The organism is Marinobacter daqiaonensis (assembly GCF_900115285.1).
GTDB classification, from domain to species: Bacteria; Pseudomonadota; Gammaproteobacteria; order Pseudomonadales; family Oleiphilaceae; genus Marinobacter; species Marinobacter daqiaonensis.
Genome location: NZ_FOYW01000003.1, coordinates 114,291 through 138,162 on the forward strand (window position 1 = coordinate 114,291; position 23,872 = coordinate 138,162).

A 23,872-nucleotide genomic window follows, 5' to 3' on the forward strand; every position below is an offset into this window, starting at 1 on the left:
ACTGCTACTCGAAGGTTCGTGGCCGGACAGTATCCGGCTTCAGGAAATCCTTGTTTCCCGTGTTCGAGTGGTCGCCCAGCACCTTGCCGTCCGATTCCCGCTTCTGGCCGTAGAGGGAGTGTTTGTGAAAGGTAGGGCCGTACTTTTCCAGGGTTTCTGCCACGTCACCGGTATAGCGAGGGTCCTGGGGACGCTCCTGACTGTTCATGAAGTGGGCGACGTCCCAGGCCTCCTGGTCGGTCAGAGACAGTGGCTGGCCGAGGGGCATGTTGTTCTTTACGAAGCCTGCCGCGGAAGACACTCTTACCATGCCTGCTCCCCAGTTGTACGAGTTGTTCCCCCAGGGAGCCGGAAATACCGTTGTGTCTCTTATCCGCAAGCCTTCACCATTGTCGCCGTGGCATATGGCGCATTTTTCCTTGTAGAGCTGTTCGCCACGTTGGTAGCTCACTTCCTCCGGGCGTTCCGGTGCCGGAAAACCGCGCCCATAGATGGGTTGCTCGGGATACATCGTTACGCCCCTGGCCAGCCAATGATGATAGGCGGCCAGGGCCAGCATGTTGTCACTCCCATAGTCGGGCGGCTTGCCGTTCATGGAGTAGGTGAAGCAACCGGCAATACGCTCCTCAAGGCTATTGACATGATCGTTCTTGCCCCGGTAGTTGGGCAGGGTGACAGCCGCGGGCCAGACCGGGGCACTGAATGGCATCCGTCCATCGCCGAGGTGACAGCTGGAGCAGTTCATGTTGTTGAAAACATTCTCGCCCCTGAGCTGCTGGGTATCGGTGAAGAGATCGTGGCCCCGCCGGATCACGCGCTTGAGCTCAGGGTGCATGCTCGACTGCTCGAGATCTTTCAGGGTAGGAGGAATATGCACCAGCTGGTTATCCGCTGGTGCCGGATATCCGAGCTCGGTCAGGGTAGTGAGGTAATCGTCTGTCTGGTCACCGGCAAACACCAGGGCGGCGAAAAAAGCAGAGCCCGCTATCACTGAGCGGGAGAAGGTCAATTTCATGGCTGGATCTCCTCCAGTTCGGCTGCGGGGGGCTGGTTTGCGAGCCAGGCGGCAACGGCACGGATATCGTCGTCGTTCATACGCCTTGCGATCGTCCCCATGAGATCCTGAGGGTCGTTCGTCCGCTCACCGGCCTGCCAGGCTTCCAGCTGTGCCACGATGTAGCCGGCGTGCTGACCGGCAATGCCGGGAAACACCGTGCCGACCCCCTGATTGTCCGGGCCGTGGCAGCTCTGGCACGACACGATGTAGGCGGACCAGTCGCCCCGTTGAGCCAGTATCCGGCCGCGCTGAAGCACCTCCGTGCTGGCGCTTTCGCCGCCCTGCCCGGGACGGGGTGCCATCTTGCTGTAAAACTGCGCAACATCGACGATCTGCTGATCCGAGAGCATATTGGCGAAGGGTTTCATGGTGGCGTTCTGTCGCCGCCCGGACTGGTAGTCCCGCAGTTGTTTGGCAAGATAGCCGGCATCAAGACCCGCCAGCTGCGGCCAGGATTCGCCCTGTTCGTTGTGCTTGCCGGATCCATCCGCCTGATGGCAGCTGGTACAGACCGCGGCCGCCTCGGCGCCCCGTGACGCATCGCCCTCGGTTGCGGCTTGTAGCCATCCGGGCAGCGTCAGCGTACTCAAGGCGAGAATAGTGGTCGGCAAATGTTTCACAGTCAGCATCCCTCCCGGATCCTTAAATGACCATAACCATCGAACCTGGTGCCCACAGCGGGACTTTTACCGTCCTGTTGCGGGCACCAGTCACTTTGAGTATAGACGCCTGCTTACAGGCTCAAATGAAAAGGCAGTAATGCAACGGGTGGGGTGCCTTCGTGACGGCAAGCCTCAGGCCGGAAACCGGTCACGGGTCCTGTTGGCAATGCGTACCAGCACGAGCATCAGCGGCACTTCCACCAGGACCCCGACAACGGTTGCCAGGGCCGCCCCGGACTGGAGGCCAAAAAGCGCTATGGCTGCCGCTACCGCCAGTTCAAAGAAGTTACTGGCGCCTATCATGGCCCCCGGCGCCGCGATGCAGTGGCGCACCTTCCACAACCTGGCCCAGCCATAGGCCAGGAAGAAGATCAGGAAGGTCTGCACGATCAACGGCACCGCAATCAATACAATGTGCAACGGGTTATTCAGTATGACACCGCCCTGGAAGGCGAACAGCAATACCAGGGTGACAATCAGCGCCGCCGGCGTCACCGGCGCAAGCCTTTTCATGAAGACCTCGTCGAACCAGCGCTGGCCCCTGCGGGCGACGAGCACCCGGCGGGTGATGTAACCCGCAGTCAGTGGAATGACGATATACAGCACCACCGACAGGATGACGGTGTTCCAGGGCACCTGGATATCGGAAATGCCCAGCAGGAACACCACGATGGGTGCGAACGCGAATAGCATGATGATGTCGTTCAGGGACACCTGCACCAGGGTATAGGCGGCATCGCCCCGGGTCAGGTAGCTCCAGACGAAGACCATGGCGGTACAGGGGGCAGCGCCCAGCAGGATGGCCCCGGCCAGGTACTCGCTGGCCAGTTGCGGCGCGATAAGGGGTTCGAACACCACCATCAGGAAGAACCACGCAATGGCGAACATGGTGAAGGGCTTGATCAGCCAGTTCACCGCAGTGGTGATGGCCAGGCCCTTCGGTTCTTTTCTCACACCCACCACGGCACTGAAATCAATCTGGGCCATCATCGGGAAGATCATGGCCCAAATGAGAATGGCGATGGGGATGGAGACCTGGGCGTACTCAAGACGGGAGAGGGCATCCGGTACCGAAGGGGCCAGCTGGCCCAGAGCCACGCCGGCAATGATGGCCAGCGCCACCCATACGGAAAGATAGCGCTCGAAACGTCCCATGCCTTCGGAGGTGTCGATGTCCGTCATTGCCCGGTCGGCATTGCTCATTGGTGTACCCTGGATTGATGCTGGTTTTTTTCAGTGGTGTCCCTGGCGTATTTACACCATCCTGTTGCGGGTCTATTATTCACAAAATCATATATATGTCTAACCGTATATTCGGGACAAGGAATATGAAACGACGCGTCCTTTTCGTCTGTACCGCCAACAGTGCCCGCTCTCTGATGGCGGAGGCCCTGCTCCGGGATATGGCCGGGGACCGGTTTGAAGTGGCCAGTGCCGGCACCGAACCCACCCGCCCCCACCCCATGGCTCTCCAGGTGCTGTCAGAGGCGGGAATTGCCGTGGACGGCCTGCACAGCAAGCATCTGGCGGATCTCCAGGGAGAGTACTGGGATTACGTGATTACCCTTTGCGAAAAAGCCTCCAGGGAGTGTGGCGCCGTCTGCCTGCCGGCTCAACAGATTGCCTGGGATTTTCCCGACCCGGCGCCAGCGAACCGCCACGCAACCTTCGCGCTGACACTAAAGGGTCTGAAGGAGCGCATCAGCCTGTTTGCCCTCGTCCACCAGAAGGAAACCGGTCTGAAAACGGTGAACTACAACCCGGTTACGGTATTCAAGGCATTGTCGGACGAATTGCGGCTGGCGGCCCTGCTGCTGATCCGTGAACAGGAAAAACTGTGTGTCTGCGAGCTGACCGAGGCTCTCGATGTCTCCCAGCCCAAGGTCAGTCGTCACCTGGCGACCTTCCGCGAGATCGGGTTGCTGGAAACTGAACGCCAGGGTCAATGGGTCTATTATTACCTCAACCCCCGCTTGCCCGGCTGGTTGACACAGGTGCTTACGGAAACGGCGGCCGGCAACGCCACGCTGATCGATACGCCGCTGGCGCGCTTGCGGGCCATGGTGGACCGTCCCGGTGTCCCGTGCCCCTGATGGGCGGTCAGTCCACGAGTTTGATTCAACGGTCAGGAGAGCAATATGAGCAAGATCAAGGTAGGCATCAACGGATTCGGGCGTATTGGTCGCCTCGCCCTGCGGGCGGCCTGGGAATGGCCGGACATGGAGTTCGTCGCCATCAATGACCCGGGCGCGGACGCCGCGACCTTCGCGCACCTGCTCAACTTCGACAGTGTCCATGGCCGCTGGAGCCACGAAGCGGGTGCCGAGGGTGATGCCATTGTCATTGAGGGAAGGCGCATCCGCGTCACTGGCAACAAGACCATCGGCGACACCGACTGGTCGAACTGTGACCTGGTGATCGAGGCCAGTGGCGTGAACAAGAAAGTGGATGTGCTGCAGGCCTATCTGGAGCAGGGGGTAAAGCGGGTCGTCGTCAGTGCTCCGGTCAAGGAAAAAGGCGCGAAGAACATCGTGATGGGTGTGAATGAGCACATCTTCGATCCGGCGCATGACCGGATCGTCACTGCCGCCTCCTGCACCACCAACTGCCTGGCACCGGTGGTGAAGGTGATCCACGAGAAGCTGGGCATCCGGCACGGTTCCATCACCACCATCCACAGCCTGACCAATACCCAGACCATCCTCGATGCGCCTCTCAAGGACCTGCGCCGGGCCCGGGCCTGTGGCAGCTCGTTGATCCCCACTACGACCGGATCGGCCACAGCCATCATCGAGATCTTCCCGGAACTGAAGGGGCGGATTGACGGCCACGCGGTGCGGGTGCCGCTGACCAACGCTTCCCTCACCGATTGCGTGTTCGAGGTGGAGAAACCCACCGACCGGGATACCGTGAACCGGTTGCTGAAGGAAGCGGCAGAAGGCGAGCTGAAGGACATCCTGGGCTATGAGGAACGCCCGCTGGTGTCCATCGACTACCGGACTGACCCCCGCTCTTCCATCGTCGACGCCCTGTCCACCATGGTGGTCAACGGCACCCAGGTGAAGATCTACGCCTGGTACGACAACGAGTGGGGCTACGCCAACCGCACCGTGGAACTGGCCCGCAAGGTGGGTTCCGCCTGACATGAGCGCCGCCATCCGGCAGTACCTGGTCATCACCGGCAACTACTGGGCCTTTACCCTCACGGATGGCGCCCTGCGGATGCTGGTGGTGCTCCATTTCCATCAGCTGGGTTATTCGCCGCTGGAAATCGCGCTGCTGTTCATCTTCTACGAGTTCTTCGGGGTGGTGACCAACCTGGTGGGTGGCTACCTGGGTGCCCGTATGGGGCTGAACCGGACCATGAACATCGGTCTGTTCCTGCAGATTGTGGCGCTAGGCATGCTGGCGGTGCCGGCGGCCATGCTAACCGTGCCCTGGGTGATGGCGGCCCAGGCGCTTTCCGGCATTGCCAAGGATCTCAACAAGATGTCCGCCAAGAGCGGCATCAAGCTGCTGGTGCCCGATTCAGAACAGGGCAGGCTCTACAAGTGGGTGGCCATCCTCACCGGTTCCAAGAACACCCTCAAGGGTGTGGGTTTCTTCCTTGGCGGCGTGCTGCTGATGGCAGCCGGCTTCACGGGCGCGGTGATTATCATGGGCATGGCCCTGGCGCTGGTGTGGCTGGCCAGCCTGTTCCTGCTGAAACAGGAGCTGGGCAAGAGCAAGGCCAAACCGAAGTTCAGCGAAATCCTGTCCAAGAGCCGTGCGATTAACGTGCTTTCGGCAGCGCGAATGTTCCTGTTCGGCGCTCGGGATGTGTGGTTTGTGGTGGCCCTGCCGGTCTACCTGTCCACTGTGTTTGGCTGGGATCACTGGCGGGTGGGCGGCTTCATGGCCAGCTGGATTATCGGCTACGGCTTTATCCAGACCATTGCGCCGCGCATCACCGGCAATATGGAAGGCAAACAGCCCGCCGTACTCTGGGCCACGGCCCTGGCACTCATTCCGGCCGCCATTGCCATCGGCCTGATGGCGGGATGGTCTCCCCAGGTGATTGTGGTCGGTGGCCTGCTGCTGTTCGGCGTGCTGTTCGCCATTAATTCCTCCCTGCACAGCTACCTGATTGTCAGCTTTGCCCGGGGCGACGGCGTGTCCCTGGATGTGGGTTTCTATTACATGTCCAACGCCGCCGGCCGGCTGCTGGGGACCATGCTGTCCGGTTGGGTGTACCAGGTCTATGGGCTGGTAGCCTGCCTGTGGATTTCCGCGGGGCTGGTGGCAACGGCGGCGCTGCTGTCCCTGATGCTTCCCGAAAGGCGGTACGCGACCGTAACGTGATCATTAAGGGACATTGGCGCTACTGGGCGCACTCGATGCAATACAGGGTGGTGGGGTCGATTTCCAGGCGCTTCGGATTGATGGTCTCGCCGCATTCCACGCATTCGCCGAACTCCCCCTGATCAATGCGCTTCAGGGCTGCGTCAATCATCAGGAGCTGGCGCTCGGCCCGCTCCTTGCCCGCTTTGGCCAGTGCCTGGCTCTGCAGTGCATCCATCCGGGAAAGCCTGCCGACACTCTGCTGGTCCAGCTGGACCGTGCTGCTGGTTTCATCACGAACGGCGGCGGTGGAAAGCAGATCTTCACGAAAATCTTCCAGAAGCTTCCGGAATCGGTCCAGATCCTGTTGTGTCATGGCTGCTCTCCCAAAAGGGATAAGGTGGTCATTCGATGTTAGTGGATGTGGCGATCCGTGCCAACGATCAGTCCTGGCAGCCACTTGAGATACGCCGTCATACCAAACAGTTCCACCAGGGACTGGAATACGATTACCACCACGGCCGACGCCCACAAGTCCGGCAGGGCGATAGCCAGGGGCAGCACGACGAAGGAATTGCGGGTGCCAAAGCTGAACGCCAGGGTCTTTCCCCGTTGGCCAGGTAACCGGAAGACACTGCTCAGTAGCCTGGCCACCAGCACGGCAGCGACCAGGTAGAGTGAAAAAATCACGAGCAACATGGGCAGCATGCTCCCGGTCTCCAGCACCAGGCTGATCTGCGATGCCGCGATCATGAAAACCACCAAAGCCAATATGGGCACCGGTAGCCAGCCAAGCGCCCGGATCTGGCCTGTAAGGGCGGGCCTCCTTTCGACGGCCTTCTCGGTCAGCCAGGCCAGCACCAGGGGAGCCAGGATCAGGCCGAAGAATACCGGAAGAAAATGCCCGCCAAGACTCGTGATAACCACGTCCTCCCCGAATAATAGCCAGAGATAGAGTGGCAGCATCACGATCTGCAGAATCAGCAGGATCGGGCTGGCGGCAATGGCCCGGGCGCTGTCGCCACCGCCAAGATGGGTAAAACTGATAAACCAGTCGGTGCAGGGCACAAGCAGCACGAGCGCGATGCCCAGCCGGATGGCCGGGTCCGCGGGTGCCAGGAGCAACAACAGCCAGACGACCAGGGGCATGATCACGAAATTGCCCAGCACCAGGGCGACGTTGAAGCGCATGTCACGGAAGGCGGTGGCCAGGTGGGTGAGGGGAACCTGGGTGAAGGTGGCGTACAGCAGCAACCCCAGTACCGGCCACAGCAGGTACTCGAGGAGGGCTGTCACTTCCGGCCTGGCCCAGCCGATGGCCATTCCCGCCGCGATGGCCAGCAGGTAAAGCCAGACCTGATGCTTTTCCAGGGTGGCTCTCATGAGGCCCCTTGGCATTTCACGATGAGAGGGTGTCTCGGCGCGGCTCAGCAGCTCAGTGAATTAACCGGGCGGGAGACTAGGACAACTGCTCCGGCACCGACCGGATGCGGCCGTGCTCGTCGATGGCCACATAAACGAACAGTCCCTCGGTCACCTTGCGGGGCGGCTTGTTGTTGCGATCCCGGGTCCAGACCTCCACGTTGATCTTCATGGAGCTGCGGCCGATGTCCACCAGTTCGCAGTAGCAGCCCACCTGGGCTCCGATCCTGAGGGGCGAGAGAAACTCCATCCGGTCCATGGCAACCGTGGCATTACGGCCCTCGGAAATACGACCCGCCAGGATGCCTGCAGCCAGGTCCATCTGCTGGACCAGCCAGCCGGCGTAGACGTCGCCGTTGGCGTTGGTGTCGCCGGGCAGGGGCACGATCTGGAGTATCAGTTCACCACGAGGGCTGGGTCTGTCATCGTCGAGTTCGGTCACGGGGCGCTACCTGTGTTTTTATTGGAAGTGTTTATTTGCTGAGCATGGTAATCATCGCGCGGGCGGGTGCAAGTGAAATTGCCCGTTAAAGTGGAAATTATTTCTGCGGGTGTCACAAACCTGTCATAGACTGTCCGTAGTCTTCCAACCATCGGACAACCCGAGCCAATAAACGGAAGGAGACTCAACGTATGAAACTGAGAGCAGCACTTGCTACCGTAGCACTGGCAGGCACAATCGCCGCCGTATCAACCCCGGCCATGGCACGGGATACCATCAGCATTGTCGGTTCCTCCACAGTTTACCCGTTCGCCACCGTGGTGGCCGAGCGCTTTGGTTCCAACACCGACTTCCCCACGCCCAAGCTTGAGTCCACCGGCTCCGGTGGAGGCCTGAAGCTTTTCTGCCAGGGCATCGGCACCCAGCATCCCGACATCACCAATGCTTCCCGTCGAATGAAGCCCTCCGAGTTCGACCTGTGCCAGAGCAACGGTGTTAAAGACATTACCGAGTTCCGTATTGGCTCTGACGGTATCGTCATTGCCAGCTCAAAGAACGCCGAGAATCTGGAGCTGACCCTGGAGCACCTGTTCCTGGCCCTGGCGGAGAAAGTGCCTCAGGACGGCGAGTGGGTCAAGAATCCCCACAAGAACTGGAGTGATGTGGATTCCAGCCTGCCCAACAAGCCGATCCGCGTAATGGGCCCGCCCCCGACGTCCGGTACCCGTGATTCCTTCAACGAGCTGGCGCTGGCCGGTGGCTGCAAGAAACTTCCTGAGCTGGAAGGGGTCGACAAGGCAACCTACAAGGCTGAATACCGCTCACGGTGTGAAAGCATCCGCGAGGACGGTGCCTTTATCGAAGCCGGTGAAAATGACAACCTCATTGTCCAGAAGCTTATTGATGACACCAGCATGTACGGCGTGTTCGGCTACGGCTTCCTTGAGGAGAATGCGGACCGTCTGCAAGCGGCGACCCTGAATGGTGTTGAGCCCACCGCCGAAGCCATTTCTGCCGACGAGTACCCGGTTGCCCGCTCGCTGTTCTTCTACGTGAAGAAGGCCCACGTTGGTGTGGTCCCCGGCATCCAGGAATATGTTCAGGAGTTTGTCAGCCCGGCGGCCATGGGCCCGAACGGCTACCTGAAGAGTGTTGGTCTGATCGTTCCGCCGCGTCCTGCCCTGATGGACCTCCAGGACAAGGCCGAGAACATGCCCAATCTGTCCAGGGACGAGCTGAAGTAATCCCGACACCGTCGGAGTCAAGAAGGGTGCGGGTCCGTGAGGGCCTGCACCTTTTGGTGTTTGTCGGGGCCGCCGGTGCAGGTACCGGCCAAAGACTCTACAATGCCGCTTTTTTGTAACGTGTAAACAGGAAACGTCATGCAACCGGCTAATCTGTTTCTGGTGACTATCGTTCTGGTGCTGGTCGCGTACGGGCTCGGTTATACCCGCTCCCGGTCGCTGGCCATGCCTCTGGGCGGTATCCGTCATCTCAAGTCGCTTCCCTTCTACTACGGTGCCCGGGCGGCACTCTGGTGCGGGATACCCGCACTGATCGTGCTGGCCCTGTGGGCAATGTTCCAGGGCAAAGTGATCCAGCTGCTGGTTATCGGTTCGCTGCCCCCGGAGATGATGCCTGCCTCGGAAGGCGAGGCCAGCCTCCTGCTCAGCAAGATCAGCAACGTGGCAAGCGGTGCGCTGCCTCCCGGGTTCGCCGAGCCGCCTGTGGTGGAGGCGGCGGAGCGTCTTACCGCCCTGCGCCAGCAGAGCCGGTGGTACATGACGGTTCTGGTGGTGGCGGTGGCCGTCCTTGCCGGCTTTTTCGGCTGGGTGCGCATTCGGCCAAGGCTGAACGCCAGGGCACAGGTGGAATCGACCCTAAAGTGGATTTTCTTTGCCTGTGCGGCTCTGGCCGTGCTCACTACGGCCGGCATCATTTTCTCGGTGGCATTCGAGACCATCCGCTTTTTTGGCAAGGTCTCGTTCTTTGAGTTCTTCTTTGGCACCTCCTGGAGCCCCCAGACTGCCCTGCGGGCGGACCAGGTGGCTGCGGAAGGTGCTTTTGGCATGGTGCCCCTGTTCACCGGCACCCTGCTTATTTCGGCCATCGCCATGCTCGTGGCGGTACCGGTGGGGCTGCTCTCCGCCATCTACCTTTCCGAGTACGCCAGCAAACGGGTCCGGGGTGTGGTAAAGCCGCTCCTGGAAATGCTTGCCGGCATTCCCACGGTGGTTTACGGCTTCTTCGCCGCCCTGACGGTGGCGCCTTTTATCAGCAACCTTGCCGCCTCTCTCGGAATCGACGCTTCGTCCCAGAGCGCGCTCGCCGCCGGCGGCGTCATGGGCATCATGATCATTCCGTTCGTTTCGTCCCTGTCGGATGACGTCATCAATGCCGTACCCCAGACCCTGAGGGACGGCTCCCTGGCATTGGGCGCGACACAGTCCGAAACCATGAAGAAGGTGATCTTCCCGGCGGCCCTGCCCGGAATCATGGGGGGTATCCTGCTGGCGGTTTCCCGGGCCATTGGTGAGACCATGATCGTGGTCATGGCGGCTGGCCTGGCGGCAAACCTGACAGCCAACCCGCTGGAGTCGGTAACCACGGTGACGGTGCAGATCGTGACCCTGCTGACCGGTGACCAGGAGTTCGACAGTGCCAAGACCCTGGCGGCCTTCGCCCTGGGCGCAATGCTCTTCCTGGCGACGCTGATTCTTAACGTGATTGCCCTTCACATCGTACGCAAATATCGGGAACAGTATGACTGATCGCAATACACAGGCGGAGATCATCCGTCAGTCCCTGAAGCGCCGCTATCGGAAGGAGCGCCGCTTCCGGGCCTATGGCATTCTCGCCATAGCCATCGCCCTGAGCGCGCTGGTGGTGTTGTTTGTGGACATTATCGGCAAAGGTCACACAGCATTCATCAAGACAACCGTGACCCTGGAAGTGGATATCGACCCCGAGATGATGTATCTGGACGACGCCACGGACGAGCGTCAGCTGCGCATGGCGGATTTCGTGGAACCGCTGGTGCAGGCGCTGCTCCGGGAAGTCCCCGGGGCCACGGAGGCCAATCGGGACGCAGTTCGGGACCTGCTCAATCCGTACGCCTCCAACCAGCTGCGGGATGCTCTCAAGGAGAACCCCGAGCTTCTGGGTACCACCCAGACCATGACATTCCTGACCCATACCAATGTGGACGTCTACGTCAAACACGCCGGGGACGAGGATTACTCCATCAAACTCAGTGATCGTCAGCAGGCCTGGGTGGACCAGTTGTTGGACAAGGGGGTGATTGAGACCTCCTTCAACGATGTCCTGTTCAGCCGGGGCGATTCCCGGGATCCCTCCCGGGCCGGCATCCTGGGCGCTATCGTGGGGTCCCTTCTGACCATGTTCGTAACCCTGATCCTGTCCTTCCCCATTGGTGTTGCGGCAGCCATCTATCTCGAGGAATTTGCTCCCCAGAATCGGTTCACGGACTTTATCGAGGTCAACATCAACAACCTGGCGGCGGTGCCGTCGATCATCTTCGGTCTGCTGGGCCTGGCGGTATTCATCAACCTCTTCGGCATGCCCCGGTCCGTTCCCCTGGTGGGTGGTCTGGTGCTGACCCTGATGACCCTGCCTACCATCATTATCTCGAGCCGGGCGGCCATCAAGAGTGTGCCGCCGTCGATCCGCGAAGCGGCGGAAGGCATCGGCGCGTCCAAAATGCAGGTGGTGCTGCATCACGTGCTGCCGCTGGCACTGCCGGGCATGCTGACGGGTTCCATCATCGGCATGGCTCAGGCCCTGGGCGAGACGGCGCCCCTCCTGCTGATCGGGATGGTGGCGTTTATTGTGGATGTTCCGGATGGCTTCCTGGACTCGGCCACGGTGCTGCCCGTACAGGTGTTCCTGTGGGCGGGCAGTCCGGAACTGGCCTTTATCGAACGGGCGTCAGCCGCCATTATGGTGCTGCTGGCCTTCCTGATCAGTATGAATGCACTGGCCATCTGGCTGCGAAAGCGGCTCGAGCGGCGGTGGTGAGGAGAGCGTTATGAGTACCATGAATACCCTGAAGCCCGCGGTCGACAAAGAGGTTGGCGCATCCCGCGATACGGTCGTTCCCGCCCATGAGGAGCGGCCCGAGTCGGCGGTGATCGAGGAGGCGAAAACGGTCGGGAAACCGTTTTCCGATGACCCGAAGTTCAAACTCCGCAACGTGGAAGTGTTCTATGGCCAGGACCGGGCTATCAAGAACATCAGCCTGGACATTGCCCGCAATGAAGTCATCGCCTTTATCGGCCCGTCCGGCTGTGGCAAGTCGACCTTCCTGCGCTGCCTGAACCGGATGAACGACAGTATCGACATCTGTCGGGTAAGGGGTTCGCTGCTGCTGGACGACCAGAATATCTACGACTCCAAGCGCGACGTGGTGGAGTTGCGGGCACGGGTGGGCATGGTCTTCCAGAAGCCCAACCCGTTCCCCAAGTCGATCTACGACAACGTGGCTTACGGCCCCCGTATCCACGGCCTGGCCAACCGCAAGTCGGATCTGGACGACATCGTGGAGAACAGCCTGCGCAAGGCGGGCCTGTGGGATGAGGCCAAAGATCGGCTGGATGCCACGGCCACCGGCATGTCCGGCGGTCAGCAGCAGCGCCTTTGCATCGCCCGGGCCATCGCCATCAGTCCGGAAGTTATCCTGATGGACGAGCCCTGTTCGGCCCTCGACCCGATTGCCACCGCCAAGGTGGAAGAGCTGATCGCCGAGATGTCAGAGAGCTATACTATCGTTATCGTTACTCATTCCATGCAGCAGGCCGCGCGTGTTTCCCACCGCACTGCCTACTTCCATCTGGGCCACCTGGTCGAGGTCAATGAGACCAACAAGGTGTTCACAGCCCCGGAGCACGAGTTAACAGAATCCTACATTACCGGGCGTTTCGGTTAAGCCGGGCTGAAGCTTCAGGAGCATATGATGCCGACGAAAAAAGAAGATATGTATGGGGATCACATTTCCCACCAGTTCAACGATGATCTGTCCCAGCTGAAGAGCGACTTCCTGGATATGGGCGGCCTGGTGGAGCAGCAGACCATCGATGCCGTCAATGCGCTGATTGATGGTGACAGCGACGCGGCGGACGAGATCCGTGCCCGGGACAAGGTGGTTGACCGGATGGAGATGACCCTGGATGAAGAGGCCACCCGCCTGATCGCCCGCCGTCAGCCCGCCGCCCGGGATCTCCGTTTTGTGATTTCGGTGATCAAGATGGTGTCCGACCTGGAGCGGGTAGGGGACGAGGCCAAGAAGATCGCCAAGTTCGCCCTGACCCTGGCCGAGGAGGGTCAGGCGCCCCGTGGGTACGTGGAGGTCCGTCATATCGGCAACCACGTGACCACCATGCTGCATGATGCGCTCGACGCCTTTTCAAGGCTGGATGCCCATCAGGCCCTGAAGATCATGAGGGAAGACAAGCGGGTGGACGAGGAGTATCAGGCAGCGACCCGGACACTGTTGACCTTCATGATGGAGGATACCCGCAATATCTCGCGGTGCATGTCTGTCCTGTGGGTGCTGCGGGCACTGGAGCGGGTGGGGGACCATGCCTGCAATATCGCCGAGAATGTCATCTACATGGTGGAAGGCGAGGATGTGCGGCATACGCCGGTTGAGGAAGCCGAGAAGGTTGTTGGCCGGTAATTTTTTGACAGGCCTGTTGTTCTGGGTGCGAACGAAGCCAGGTCGATGGCTTTTTCTCGGACATGCCACGCAAGTACATCCATGTAGGGCTCGACGAACGCCATCCCTGGCGTTCGTCGGTCCGAGAAAAAGCCCTCAACCTGGCTCCGCCCCGGCAAATGTGCCTAACGCCCCGCCTCCTGCACAAAAACCAGAAGTCTGGGGGCCAAACCGCCACATCAGGCAGTCTTCTTCCTGTCCGTATAGGGCGGCCAGCCAAAGGGTTTACCGGCAAGCACGTGCAGATGGATGTGGAACACCGTCTGGCCGGAATTCTCGCCGCAGTTCATGACCGTGCGATAGCCATCGTCGGCAAAGCCCATTTCCTTCGCCAGTTTGGCCGCTACCCAGTACAGGTGGCCCACCAGCTCCCGGTCATCTTCAGTCATATCGTTGATGGTGGCAATCTGCTTCTTAGGGATAACCAGCAGGTGCACCGGGGCCTGAGGGTTGATGTCCTTGAAGGCCAGGCTGATGTCGTCTTCGTGGACGATGTCCGCGGGAATCTCACGATTGATGATCTTGTCGAAGATCGTTTCCGCCATGTCGAAGTCCTTAGTATTGAAGTGAATGATGGGCCGGGCCGGACAGTCAGAGCTGACCAACCAGCCGCTTCAGGCCCGGTGCCCGGCTTAGCAGGGTCTCAAGGGGCTTTGGCAGGCCCTCGTCGATGCCCATGGCGTAGCGTGCTACGCGGTTGCGGGCAAACGGCAGGCCCTGGGCCAGCCCCAGGCCCAGGTTGCGGGCGGCCCAGACCGGCGTTACGGAATTGCTGAACAGATGATAGAACACATCCATGGTGGCCATCATCCGGCCGTTGGCCGGGCGCCGCTGCTGCTGGTAACGCTCGAGCAGTTCCGGATCCGACGGGTCCCGGCCCAGACGACGGGCCTCGTCCAGCAGCGCCTGCAGGCACTGTGCATCCTGGAAACCCAGGTTGACGCCCTGGCCCGCCAGGGGATTGATGGTGTGGGCCGAATCGCCCGCCAATACTGTCCGGCCCTGGAAATACTGGTGTGCATGCTGGCGGGCAATGGGGAAGCTGGCCCGGGCGGAAACTCCGGTCAGGGTTGGCAGTTCCTGCGGAAAGGCCTCCCGTACCCTGGCAAGAAAATCCTCCGCTGGCAGGGCTTTCAATTCAGATAGCACCTCTGGTGCGTCATACCACACCAGTGAGGCCCAGCTTTCGCCAACGTACTCCGGGCTGGCGTGCAGGGGCAGAAAGGCCCTCGGGCCACTGCTGTGGAAAGCCTGCCAGGTGATGTCCTCGGGCTCACCACGGTAACGCACGCTGGCCACCAGAGCCTGCTGGCCGTACTGGTTGCGGGTTACACCAATGCCCGCCAGTTGCCGGACCCTGGACTGGGCCCCGTCTGCGCCGATCAGCAGTCGTCCCGTCAATGCCTCGCCGGTGTCGAGGGTTACCGTCACCGACTGGTCATCCTCCTGCAGGGAGTCTACACCGGAGCCGGCGAACAGTGTCACTTCCTCATGGTCGGTGGCCCTGTCCCACAGGGCCTTCTGGGTAACGGGATTTTCCACGATATGGCCGAGGTGCCGGGTTCCGAGATCGGCAGCGGAGAACGTGGTTCTGGGTGGCCCGCCGGGTAGCAGCCGGCTGACGGGGTGTTCAGGTGCCTCCCATACTGCCAGGCGGGCGTAGGGCGTGGCGCGCATGGCGAGGATGTCCTCCCAGACACCGAGGGAGCGCAGATAGCGCTCGGTGCCCGCGCTCAGTGCCGACACCCGGATATCCGGGTCCTGGCCCGGGTCGAATGCCGGCTCGCTGCCCTGGTCAATCAGCGCAACGGTGTGATGGTGTTGGGCAAGGCCATTGGCAATGGCGGCGCCCACCATGCCGGCGCCAACCACAATAAAATCGAAGGTCTGAGTCATAAGTGTTTCCCCAGTCAGACCTCCAGTTTACCCACGCTGCCGTCCCAGGCAAGCTGCTCCGGATCAATAACCTGCCAGTTCCCAGCTCTCGATCTGCCGCTCGGAAGAGGCGATATCCGTGGCGGGCTTGCGCTTCAGCCAGGCCGGCCTGCCCGACCGGGGCCGGATGAAGCCCTGCTCAATCACCACCGGCTGGACCAGTTGCAGGAAGTCGGCGGTCTTCATATGGATGGACTCTTCATGGGAGCCGGCGGCGAAAGCGATATCCGGTTGCCGGGTGAGGGCTTCGCTGCAGTAGACCGCCATATCGAACAGATTGCCAAAAGGGGGCATGGCTCCCACTTCGCAGTCGGGAAAACGGTCCTTGAAGTCCATTTCGTCCGCCAGTTCCACGAAATCGGTTTCCAGTACATGGCTGAGGCGGTCCCAGTGGATACGCCAGGTGGCGGGCATGACCAGCATGGCCATCTTCCCGTCCAGCTCGATGATGACAGTCTTGGCGACACGGTCTCCGGCGATGTGGCCATGATGGGCCAGTTGTTGGGCAGTGTAGGCGGGGGGGTGGGTCATGGAGAGATAGTCGACCCCTGACTTATCAAGGAAAGCTTTCAGCTGTCTTCCCGGCATCGTTCGACCTCCTGCCAGTGCGGCGTGTCCGGGGCTGGCCGTTTTGCCGATTCGCCCCCTCTGTTACTGCCTAGCTTAGCGGAGTGTACGGGGAATGCGAGCCGATGGATTCCGGGAGTGTGACCAAGGCCGCGAAGCAATCCGGGCATAAAGAAAAAGGCCGCCCGGAGGCGGCTTTTTGGGAGTTATTTCTCCGGGTTTCCGGGCTGCTGGTAAACGTGAATATCCCGCTGGGGGAAAGGAATGGTGATGCCCTCCTTGTCGAAGGCTTTCTTGATCTTCTCGTGCATGTCCCAGTAGACCGGCCAGAGGTCGTCGGTCTTTGTCCATGGACGAACAATGATGTTCACCGAGTTATCACCCAGGGAACCGACGGAAATACGCGGTTCGGGTTCCGGGAGAATGCGGTCGTCCTCGTCGAGGCAGCGTTTGATAACCGCCCTCGCCTTGTCGATATCGTCGTCGTAGTGAATGCCGAAAGTCATGTCGCAACGACGGGTGTCGTAGATGCTGACGTTCACCAAGGTGGCGTTCGACAGGTTCCCGTTGGGAACGACCACGCGGCGGTTATCGAAAGTGTTGACGATGGTGTAGAGAATATTGATTTCGGCCACTGCCCCCAGGAAGCCCTCGGCCTCAATGGTGTCGCCGACCCTGAAGGGTTTGAAGATCAGGATCAGCACGCCACCGGCGAAATTGGCGAGGCTGCCCTGCAGGGCCAGGCCGATCGCCAGGCCGGCGGCACCGATGACGGCAATGAAGGAGGTGGTGGCGATACCCACCATGGAAGCCACGGAAATCAGCAGCATGATCTTGAGGATGATGCTGATCAGGCCGCAGAGGAACTTGTTCAGGCTGGGATCTTTGGGCCCCAGTTTGACGTCCATAATGTGGACCAGACGCTTGATCAGCCAGAGGCCGACCACCAGTGTGACGATGGCCAGGACCACCTTGGGTGCGTAGGCCATGACCATTTCTACGGCCATATCGATCCATTCACTGGCTCTGCCGCTGGCGCCAAACAGGTCTTCCATACAAACTCCTGATTTTCAGAAAAGTGAATTCAGTATTCGCCGGAGTGCCGCCTGCTACACGGACCTGGCCCAGTCGATCAATGTCTCTGGTCCACCAGTGATCGCGACACGCCCCGATTTCTGACTGAGCTGGTAGTCATACATAGGATCATAATAGTCAGTCAATAACGTTTTGATCCAGTCGTCGTGGCCCGAGAGGTCTCCATTACTGGCCTGACGGGCCAGTGCCTGCTCCATGATCCCCCGGAGGCGCTGATACCGTTCGCCTCCCAGTCGCTTGCGGATGCGGTCCAGAGCGCTGAGCAGGTAGTCACAGAAGTTCTCCCAGCCTGCGGCCTCACCGTCCCGGGCCTGATAGTCACGGACCATTTGCTCGATATAGTCTTCCCGGATGATGGCAATACGTTCGTAAAGCGGACGCTCAAGGATCACCAGTGGAGCCGAAATCATCCTCTCGCGCAGCTCAAGTGGAAGGCTGCACCGACCGACCAGGCGGCTTTCATCCTCCAGCTGGATGGGGCCGCCCCGCTCGGCGGCCTTCAGCAGGGTAACTGCCAGGGCATTCTCGAAATCAATCTGGGAGGGCTGCGGAGTGACCCTGCGGCCAAAGCTGGAGCCCCGATGATTGGCCAGGCCTTCCAGGTCAACCGGGTTCGGCATTTGCCGCAGAACCCGCGTCTTGCCGGTCCCGGTACGACCGCTGACGATGTGGAAGGTCGCCTCCTGAACTATCTGATCCATGGTATCGATCAGGTAGCGCCTGAGTGCCTTGTAGCCGCCTTTGACCAGTGGGTAGTCGATACCTGCCTCCCTCAGCCACTGCTGGGTCAGGCGTGAGCGCAGCCCGCCGCGGAAGCAGTACAGGTAGCCATGGGGGTTTTCGAGGGCGAACCGCCTCCAGGCCTCGATCCGGTCGGCCTTCGTATCCCCCGCTACCAGCTGGTGGCCGAGGCGGATCGCTTCATCCTGGCCCTTTTCCTTGTAGCAGATGCCCACGCGGTGCCGCTCGTCATCGTTCATCAGGGGGGCATTGATCGCACCTGGGAAACTGCCGTGGTTGTATTCAACCGGTGCACGGACGTCCATCAGGGGCGTGTCGGCAAGGAAAATCTGGCGGTAGTCGTCGGTGTCGGGGCGTATGGTCATGATTGCGGTTATGGTCGCCTGGTATTCGAAGGCAGCCAGTATAGCGGAAGAGGCGTCGGTCTGTCGTGACGGGGAGGGAGCGCTCCAGCCCGGGCGGAGGATCGCATATGGAGGGGGAGCGTGTAGAATGCTCCGGTCATTCCCGTCAAGAGCCCTGCAATGACCACAGAGCAGCCAATGCCGGAGTCGCTCCGGCAAGCGATCCAGCGAACCCTGTCGCGGGGGCGCCTGGCCGTGACCCGGCCAGGCGGATGCCCCGCCCTGGCACTGTACCTGTTTGATCCGACTGTCCTTGAAGGTCCGCTGAGTCATGAGGAAGCGCAGGCGGTGGTGGCTGAGCCGGCCTACTGGTCATTCTGCTGGGCCAGCGGTCAGGTGCTGGCCCAGTGGATTCTGGATCATCCGGAGCTGGTGCGGGGCAAGCGGGTGCTGGATTTCGGTTCAGGCTCCGGCGTCGTGGCGGTCGCCGCTGCCCTGGCGGGGGCCGCAGAGGTATATGCCTGTGACCTGGACCCGGACGCCCTTGCCGCGGCCCGGGCCAATGCCGGCCTTAACGGTGTCCCGGTGCTGACCTGCGACGCCTGGGAGGACCGGCCAGGGGAGCTCGATCTGATTACTGCCGCGGATGTTCTTTACGACCGCGACAATCGCCCGTTCCTGCAGGCGTTCAGGGCGGCGGCGACGGAGGTTCTGATGGCGGATTCCCGGGTACGGGACCTGAACGAGCCGGGCTACAATCTGCAGGCGACGGTTGAGGCGCGGACGTGGCCGGATCTGAACGAGTTCGAGGAATTCAACCGGGTGCGGATCTTCAGGGCGTGAGTGCCAGACCCAAAAAAGAAAAGGGCAACCCAATGGATTGCCCTCGTCGGAACAGGTCGTCGCATCCGTACGCTGTCGCAACATCCTGTTGCAGTGTTGTCCTGGCCATCTCCCTGGCGCCAGCTTCCTGGCCAGCGATCCAATTCAGAAATTCGGTCGTGTTTGGGTTGTCCCTTAAGCCACTTTCCATGACTTCCTTGCTTCCCTTCACGCCCCTGTGAAGGTCATCCATGTGTCGTCCTTTTCCCTGTCATCCTTGACAGTTCCCACTATACCCCCCTGAGATCCTCTAAGGTGTGACAGAACCATGACGTTTTGCCCATGAATCAGTATCATGTTATATAACGCTTTTTATAACAGAGGGTTAAGCTCACTGTTTTAGATTTTTTATCATCGGAGTACATGATCTTGCAGCCGATTCTCACGTCAATGTAGGAAATATCTCACACGAGGAATGGTTAATATCTCAGTTGCTCACTCCGGGCGTCCCGGCATCAACCGGAGAACCGCCGCGACCAGTCCGAAGCCGGCAAGAATCCCCATCATGTCAGCACCCAGATCATAAAGGGAAAACTGGCGCCAGGGGGTCATCGCCTGGCCCAGTTCCAGGGCCAGACCAAAACCCGTCAGCACCACGAAGGGAACCCGCAGTCCGATGGTTGGCCAGCCCAGGCGGGCCAGAAACGCCAGTTCGGCAAACGCCAGAAAATGATTGACCTTGTCACTGGCGGAGGAGGGGATGGGGTAGGGCTGACTGGTGAATCCCAGCCAGGCGATAAGCATCAGGGAGGCAGTGAACAGCACTCGCCACAGAAGCTGATTATCCAGAAGGATGTTGAGGGTTCTGTGTAATCGCATATCCTGCCCGGCTGTGGTGAAAGTGGCATCATGATATGCTTTGCGCCCCGTCATCGCCACGCGTCATGAGGCTGCGAGCATGTTGCAAGGTAACTTTTTCAAGGGCCTGGGCTACCTGGGAGAGGGGTTTGGCCTGATTCGCCAGCCGGGTTTGCGCCTCTTCGTGATTGTTCCCCTCATTCTTAACATCCTGTTATTTGTGGCGCTGTTCTGGTTGCTGGCGGAGGTTTTTGCGCTGATGATCGCAGGCCTGATGGCATGGCTGCCGGACTGGACCTGGCTGCAGGCCATGGACTGGCTGTTCTGGATACTCTATGGCGCAGTTGTCCTGCTGCTGTTTGCCTATGGCTTCGTGATCATGGCCAACCTGATCGGCTCCCCCTTCTATGGCTTTCTCTCCGAACAGACCGAGAGGTACCTGACGGGTCAGGAAGTCAGTGAGGAAGGTGGCTGGATGCTCATCCTCAAGGACGTTCCCCGGGCCCTCTGGCGGGAAGTCCAGAAAATCGCCTATTACCTGCCCCGGGCCCTGGTGCTGTTTGCCATCGGCCTGATTCCGGTGGTCAACCTGGTGGCGGCGGTGCTCTGGTTCATCTTTAATTGCTGGATGATGTCGCTGCAGTACGTGGACTACCCCGCCGACAATCACCGGGTCAGCTTTCCGGCGTTGCGTCGGCGCCTGGGCGCACGCAGGCTCAGCGCCCTGGGATTCGGTCTGCCGGTTGCGCTGCTGGCCATGGTGCCGGTGGTCAACCTGTTTGTGGTGCCGGCGGCGGTTTGCGGGGCCACCGCCTTCTGGGTGAAGGAGCCCGACCCCACGGCGCTGGTCCGCCATTGATGACAGTAAACCCTGTCACTGACGTTATCTGTTCTGTCTTGATCTGATTCATTGGGAGGATTCTTGGAAACACCTGCATTTGCCGTTGGCCAGCGATGGGTCAGCCATTCCGATGCCGGCCTCGGGCTGGGTATTGTCACGGACGTGTCCGGTCGCACTGTTACCCTGGGGTTTCCTGCGGCCGACGAGGAACGCACCTATGCCAGCGACAGTGCGCCGCTGTCCCGGATCGCCTTCCAGATGGGAGACGAGATCGAAACCTTCGACGGCCAGGTACTGACGGTACAGGCCGTGGACGAAATGGGTGGCGTGCTGGTCTACCACGCGGTGGATGAGACGGGTAACCTTCAGGAAATCTCGGAAGTCCGGCTGGCGAGCCAGGTGAGTTTCTCGGCCCCCCACCAGCGTCTGTTTGCCGGCCAGTTTGACCGTAATGGCGCTTTCCGCCTCCGGCTCGCCACACTTGAACATCAGGACCGTCTGGCCCGATCCACGGTCCAGGGATTGCTGGGCGCGCGCACCCAGCACCTGCCTCATCAGCTCTATATTGCCCATGAGGTGGCCCGCCGCTTCGCGCCCCGGGTGCTGCTGGCGGACGAGGTGGGCCTTGGCAAGACCATCGAGGCGGGACTTATCCTGCATTACCAGTTGCATACCGGTCTTGCCAGGCGGGTATTGATTGTAGTGCCGGAATCCCTTATCCACCAGTGGCTGGTGGAAATGCTCAGGCGCTTCAATCTTCGCTTCAGTATCGTGGATCACAGCAACTATCAGGCCCTGGCGGAATCCGGATCCGACATGGATCTCGACCAGGACCCGGGCAATCCCTTCGAGGACAGCCAGCTGGTGCTGTGCAGCCTGGATTTTCTCACTGGGCACACCCTGGCACAGCGGGACGCCGTGGCGGCGGGTTGGGACCTGATGGTGGTGGACGAGGCCCACCACCTGGGCTGGAGCCCTGAAAGGGCCAGCCGGGAATACGTTACCGTGGAAAGTCTGGCGGAAGAAACGCGGGGCCTGCTGTTGCTGACGGCAACCCCGGAGCAGGCGGGCGAGGAAAGCCATTTTGCCCGCCTGAGGCTGCTGGACCCGCACCGTTTCCATGACCTGGAGGCCTTCCGGCAGCAGGAAGCGGATTACCAGAGGGTAAACGGGGTGGTCCGGGACCTGCTGGACGCCGGTGAAGTGCCCACGGACCATCGCCGCCAGGTGCTGCGTGACTGGCTCGGCGATGATCTGGAGCGCCTCGAGGCCGACCCCGACCCGGTCCGGGCGATTGTCGACGCACTTCTGGATCGTCACGGCACTGGTCGGGTGCTGTTCCGCAATACCCGGGCATCGGTGGAAGGGTTTTCCGGGCGACGCCTCCATACTTATCCGCTACCGTGCCCCGAACTGTACCGTGAGCAGGGGCAGATTACCGGCGAGGACGGCCTTACCCCGGAGCAGAGTTTTACCGACGAAACCTGGCTGGCGGAAGATCCCCGCGTCGGTTGGCTTGAGAAGACCCTCAAGGGGCTGAAAAAGGAAAAGGTCGTGGTTATCTGTGCCCATGCGGAAACCGCCATGGCCCTTGAGGTCCACTTGCAGCTCAGGGCAGGCATCCGTAGTGCCGCCTTCCATGAACACCTGAGCCTGATCGAACGCGACCGTGCCGCGGCCTACTTTGCTGAGGACGAGCAGGGAGCACAGGCCCTGATATGTTCCGAGATCGGCAGCGAGGGTCGAAACTTCCAGTTTGCCCATCACCTGGTGCTGTTCGACCTGCCCGCCAACCCCGACCTGCTGGAACAGCGTATCGGTCGTCTCGACCGTATCGGCCAGGGCGATGTCATCGAGCTGCACGTGCCCTGGCTTGAGGGTACCGCCACTGAGGTGCAGCTTGCCTGGTTCCACGACGGGCTGAACGCCTTCGAGAAGAGTTGCGCCATCGGGGTGCCGGTGCAGGAGCAGGTGCGTGAACAGTGGCAGCGGGCCATCGAGGGTGTCAGCGGTGAGATGGCGCCGCTGGTGGAGCAGACCCGGGCACTGGCCAGTGAATTGCGCCAGCGCCTGGAAGAGGGCCGCGATGCCCTCATTGAGCTCAATTCCTGCCGTCGCGACGTTGCGGAGGAGCTGATTGCCGGGATTGAGCAGGAAGAGGACGATGACCGGGTGCGGGAATATGTCCATACCGCCTGTGATATTTTTGGTGTCGACGTGGAGGAACATTCCACCGACGCTGATATTCTCAAGCCCAGTGAACAGCGCCATTCAGGCCAGCTGGAGCTGGTGCCGGACGATGGCATCACGGTCACCTGGAGTCGGGAAAAGGCCCTGCAGCGAGAGGATATGGCCTTCATGAGCTGGGAGCACCCCCTGGTGACCGGTGTGATGGACTCGGTGCTGGGCAGCGGTCTGGGCAAGGCGGCGCTGGCCACCATGTCGGTAAAGGGACTGCAGCCGGGCACACTGATGCTGGAGGCAGTGTTCGTGGTGCATTGCCCGGCACCGGAACACCTGCAGCTTTCCCGCTACCTGCCGCTGTCTCCACGACGGTTGCTGGTGGACGTCAATGGCCGTGATCTGACCAATGTACTGCCCCACGACCGTCTCAACGGAATGTGCTCGAACATCCCGCGCCGCACGGCGCAGACAGTCGTGCCCCGGATTCGGGCGGAAGTGGAAACCATGGTGGATCATGCCAGGGCCCTGGCGGAACCGGAGTTCGAGCCCACCCGCAAAGCGGCTCTTGACCAGGTACGCCGGATGCTGGAGCCGGAAATCCGCCGGCTGGAGGCCCTGCAGCGATACAACCCGGCAATCCGGGAGGAGGAAGTGGCTTTCTTCCGTGATCAGCTGGCGGCTGCGGAAACCGCAATCAGTCGGGCCGAGCTTGCCCTTGAGGGCATCCGGGTGGTGATAACCGCCTGATGGCGAAGATCGTTCTGGCCAGTCCACATCTGTTGCGGTAGCTTTGACGTAAGCTTTCCGGAAACATTCTATCAACGGCAGACCATCGAGGCTTCCTCCAT

Annotated in this window: 23 protein-coding genes; 11 read left to right on the forward strand and 12 right to left on the reverse strand. The window is 60.7% G+C overall.

Annotation, left to right across the window (positions count from 1 at the left end; translation table 11 throughout):
* Window positions 1–4: 4 nt before the first annotated feature.
* The 3 genes from BM346_RS15640 to arsB form a co-directional block, all read right to left on the reverse strand.
* The gene (locus tag BM346_RS15640; protein ID WP_092015345.1) at window positions 5–1,015 is read right to left on the reverse strand and encodes a c-type cytochrome; all 1,011 of its coding nucleotides are present in this window, start codon (window positions 1,013–1,015) and stop codon (window positions 5–7) included.
* Entirely contained in the window at window positions 1,012–1,686 is a 675-nt protein-coding gene (locus tag BM346_RS15645; RefSeq protein WP_092015348.1) for a c-type cytochrome, read from the reverse strand. The genes BM346_RS15640 and BM346_RS15645 overlap by 4 nt, the downstream gene beginning before the upstream one ends.
* A gap of 165 nt (window positions 1,687–1,851) precedes the next feature.
* On the reverse strand, window positions 1,852–2,874 hold the full coding sequence (arsB, locus tag BM346_RS15650) for an ACR3 family arsenite efflux transporter (RefSeq protein WP_092016021.1): 1,023 nt from the start codon (window positions 2,872–2,874) through the stop codon (window positions 1,852–1,854).
* Between the two features lie 173 nt (window positions 2,875–3,047).
* Here arsB and BM346_RS15655 point away from each other — a divergent pair, with 173 nt between their 5' ends.
* Genes BM346_RS15655 through arsJ form a run of 3 tightly spaced genes read left to right on the forward strand, consistent with a single transcriptional unit; the run spans window position 3,048 to window position 6,060 of the window.
* Window positions 3,048–3,812: a metalloregulator ArsR/SmtB family transcription factor gene (locus BM346_RS15655; protein ID WP_092015351.1), complete on the forward strand. Its 765-nt coding sequence runs from the start codon at window positions 3,048–3,050 to the stop codon at window positions 3,810–3,812.
* Window positions 3,813–3,857: 45 nt separating this feature from the next.
* A complete protein-coding gene (locus BM346_RS15660; RefSeq protein WP_092015354.1) occupies window positions 3,858–4,862 on the forward strand; it encodes an ArsJ-associated glyceraldehyde-3-phosphate dehydrogenase in 1,005 nt (334 codons plus the stop codon).
* 1 nt (window position 4,863) lies between these two features.
* Entirely contained in the window at window positions 4,864–6,060 is a 1,197-nt protein-coding gene (gene arsJ, locus BM346_RS15665) for an organoarsenical effux MFS transporter ArsJ (RefSeq protein ID WP_092015357.1), read from the forward strand.
* A 19-nt stretch (window positions 6,061–6,079) separates the two neighbouring features.
* Here arsJ and BM346_RS15670 read toward each other — a convergent pair whose 3' ends face one another.
* From BM346_RS15670 to BM346_RS15680, 3 genes are all read right to left on the reverse strand, one after another.
* Window positions 6,080–6,415, reverse strand: coding sequence for a TraR/DksA family transcriptional regulator (locus tag BM346_RS15670; protein WP_092015360.1), 336 nt, complete (start codon window positions 6,413–6,415; stop codon window positions 6,080–6,082).
* A 38-nt stretch (window positions 6,416–6,453) separates the two neighbouring features.
* Window positions 6,454–7,422 (reverse strand): arsenic resistance protein, encoded by a 969-nt coding sequence (locus BM346_RS15675; protein ID WP_092015363.1) that lies wholly within the window; start codon window positions 7,420–7,422, stop codon window positions 6,454–6,456.
* Between the two features lie 76 nt (window positions 7,423–7,498).
* Entirely contained in the window at window positions 7,499–7,903 is a 405-nt protein-coding gene (locus BM346_RS15680) for an acyl-CoA thioesterase (protein ID WP_092015366.1), read from the reverse strand.
* Between the two features lie 191 nt (window positions 7,904–8,094).
* Between BM346_RS15680 and BM346_RS15685 the strand changes: the two genes are divergently transcribed.
* The 5 genes from BM346_RS15685 (at window position 8,095) to phoU (ending at window position 13,598) form a co-directional block, all read left to right on the forward strand.
* Complete coding sequence (locus BM346_RS15685) at window positions 8,095–9,147, forward strand: substrate-binding domain-containing protein (RefSeq protein WP_092015369.1); 1,053 nt, start codon at window positions 8,095–8,097, stop codon at window positions 9,145–9,147.
* A 138-nt stretch (window positions 9,148–9,285) separates the two neighbouring features.
* Window positions 9,286–10,674, forward strand: a complete 1,389-nt coding sequence (gene pstC / locus BM346_RS15690) for a phosphate ABC transporter permease subunit PstC (RefSeq protein ID WP_092015372.1) — start codon at window positions 9,286–9,288, stop codon at window positions 10,672–10,674.
* The gene (pstA, locus tag BM346_RS15695) at window positions 10,667–11,941 is read left to right on the forward strand and encodes a phosphate ABC transporter permease PstA (protein WP_092015375.1); all 1,275 of its coding nucleotides are present in this window, start codon (window positions 10,667–10,669) and stop codon (window positions 11,939–11,941) included. Before pstC ends, pstA begins: the two co-directional genes overlap by 8 nt.
* Before the next feature lie 19 nt (window positions 11,942–11,960).
* On the forward strand, window positions 11,961–12,848 hold the full coding sequence (pstB, locus tag BM346_RS15700) for a phosphate ABC transporter ATP-binding protein PstB (RefSeq protein ID WP_092016024.1): 888 nt from the start codon (window positions 11,961–11,963) through the stop codon (window positions 12,846–12,848).
* A gap of 27 nt (window positions 12,849–12,875) precedes the next feature.
* The gene (gene phoU / locus BM346_RS15705; RefSeq protein ID WP_092015378.1) at window positions 12,876–13,598 is read left to right on the forward strand and encodes a phosphate signaling complex protein PhoU; all 723 of its coding nucleotides are present in this window, start codon (window positions 12,876–12,878) and stop codon (window positions 13,596–13,598) included.
* Between the two features lie 218 nt (window positions 13,599–13,816).
* On the opposite strand, the gene BM346_RS15710 is transcribed toward phoU, so the two are convergent.
* The 5 genes from BM346_RS15710 to mnmH all read right to left on the reverse strand — a co-directional run bounded on the left by BM346_RS15710 (window position 13,817) and on the right by mnmH (window position 18,340).
* Window positions 13,817–14,182, reverse strand: coding sequence for a histidine triad nucleotide-binding protein (locus BM346_RS15710; protein ID WP_092015382.1), 366 nt, complete (start codon window positions 14,180–14,182; stop codon window positions 13,817–13,819).
* Window positions 14,183–14,228: 46 nt separating this feature from the next.
* Window positions 14,229–15,533, reverse strand: a complete 1,305-nt coding sequence (locus BM346_RS15715) for an FAD-dependent monooxygenase (protein ID WP_092015386.1) — start codon at window positions 15,531–15,533, stop codon at window positions 14,229–14,231.
* Window positions 15,534–15,596: 63 nt separating this feature from the next.
* Window positions 15,597–16,160: an aminoacyl-tRNA deacylase gene (locus BM346_RS15720; protein WP_092015389.1), complete on the reverse strand. Its 564-nt coding sequence runs from the start codon at window positions 16,158–16,160 to the stop codon at window positions 15,597–15,599.
* Between the two features lie 185 nt (window positions 16,161–16,345).
* Window positions 16,346–17,194, reverse strand: coding sequence for a mechanosensitive ion channel family protein (locus BM346_RS15725; RefSeq protein ID WP_092015392.1), 849 nt, complete (start codon window positions 17,192–17,194; stop codon window positions 16,346–16,348).
* Between the two features lie 54 nt (window positions 17,195–17,248).
* The gene (gene mnmH / locus BM346_RS15730; RefSeq protein ID WP_092015395.1) at window positions 17,249–18,340 is read right to left on the reverse strand and encodes a tRNA 2-selenouridine(34) synthase MnmH; all 1,092 of its coding nucleotides are present in this window, start codon (window positions 18,338–18,340) and stop codon (window positions 17,249–17,251) included.
* 159 nt (window positions 18,341–18,499) lie between these two features.
* On the opposite strand from mnmH, the gene BM346_RS15735 reads away from it, so the two are divergent.
* Entirely contained in the window at window positions 18,500–19,162 is a 663-nt protein-coding gene (locus BM346_RS15735) for a 50S ribosomal protein L11 methyltransferase (protein ID WP_227662793.1), read from the forward strand.
* Window positions 19,163–19,636: 474 nt separating this feature from the next.
* Here BM346_RS15735 and BM346_RS15745 read toward each other — a convergent pair whose 3' ends face one another.
* Entirely contained in the window at window positions 19,637–20,020 is a 384-nt protein-coding gene (locus BM346_RS15745; RefSeq protein ID WP_139229948.1) for a VanZ family protein, read from the reverse strand.
* Between the two features lie 79 nt (window positions 20,021–20,099).
* Between BM346_RS15745 and cysZ the strand changes: the two genes are divergently transcribed.
* Together cysZ and rapA are read left to right on the forward strand one after the other, a co-directional pair.
* Window positions 20,100–20,858, forward strand: coding sequence for a sulfate transporter CysZ (gene cysZ, locus BM346_RS15750; RefSeq protein WP_092015401.1), 759 nt, complete (start codon window positions 20,100–20,102; stop codon window positions 20,856–20,858).
* Between the two features lie 63 nt (window positions 20,859–20,921).
* Window positions 20,922–23,771 carry an RNA polymerase-associated protein RapA gene (rapA, locus tag BM346_RS15755; protein WP_092015404.1) on the forward strand — a complete coding sequence of 950 codons (2,850 nt, stop codon included), beginning with the start codon at window positions 20,922–20,924 and terminating at the stop codon, window positions 23,769–23,771.
* Window positions 23,772–23,872: the final 101 nt, after the last annotated feature.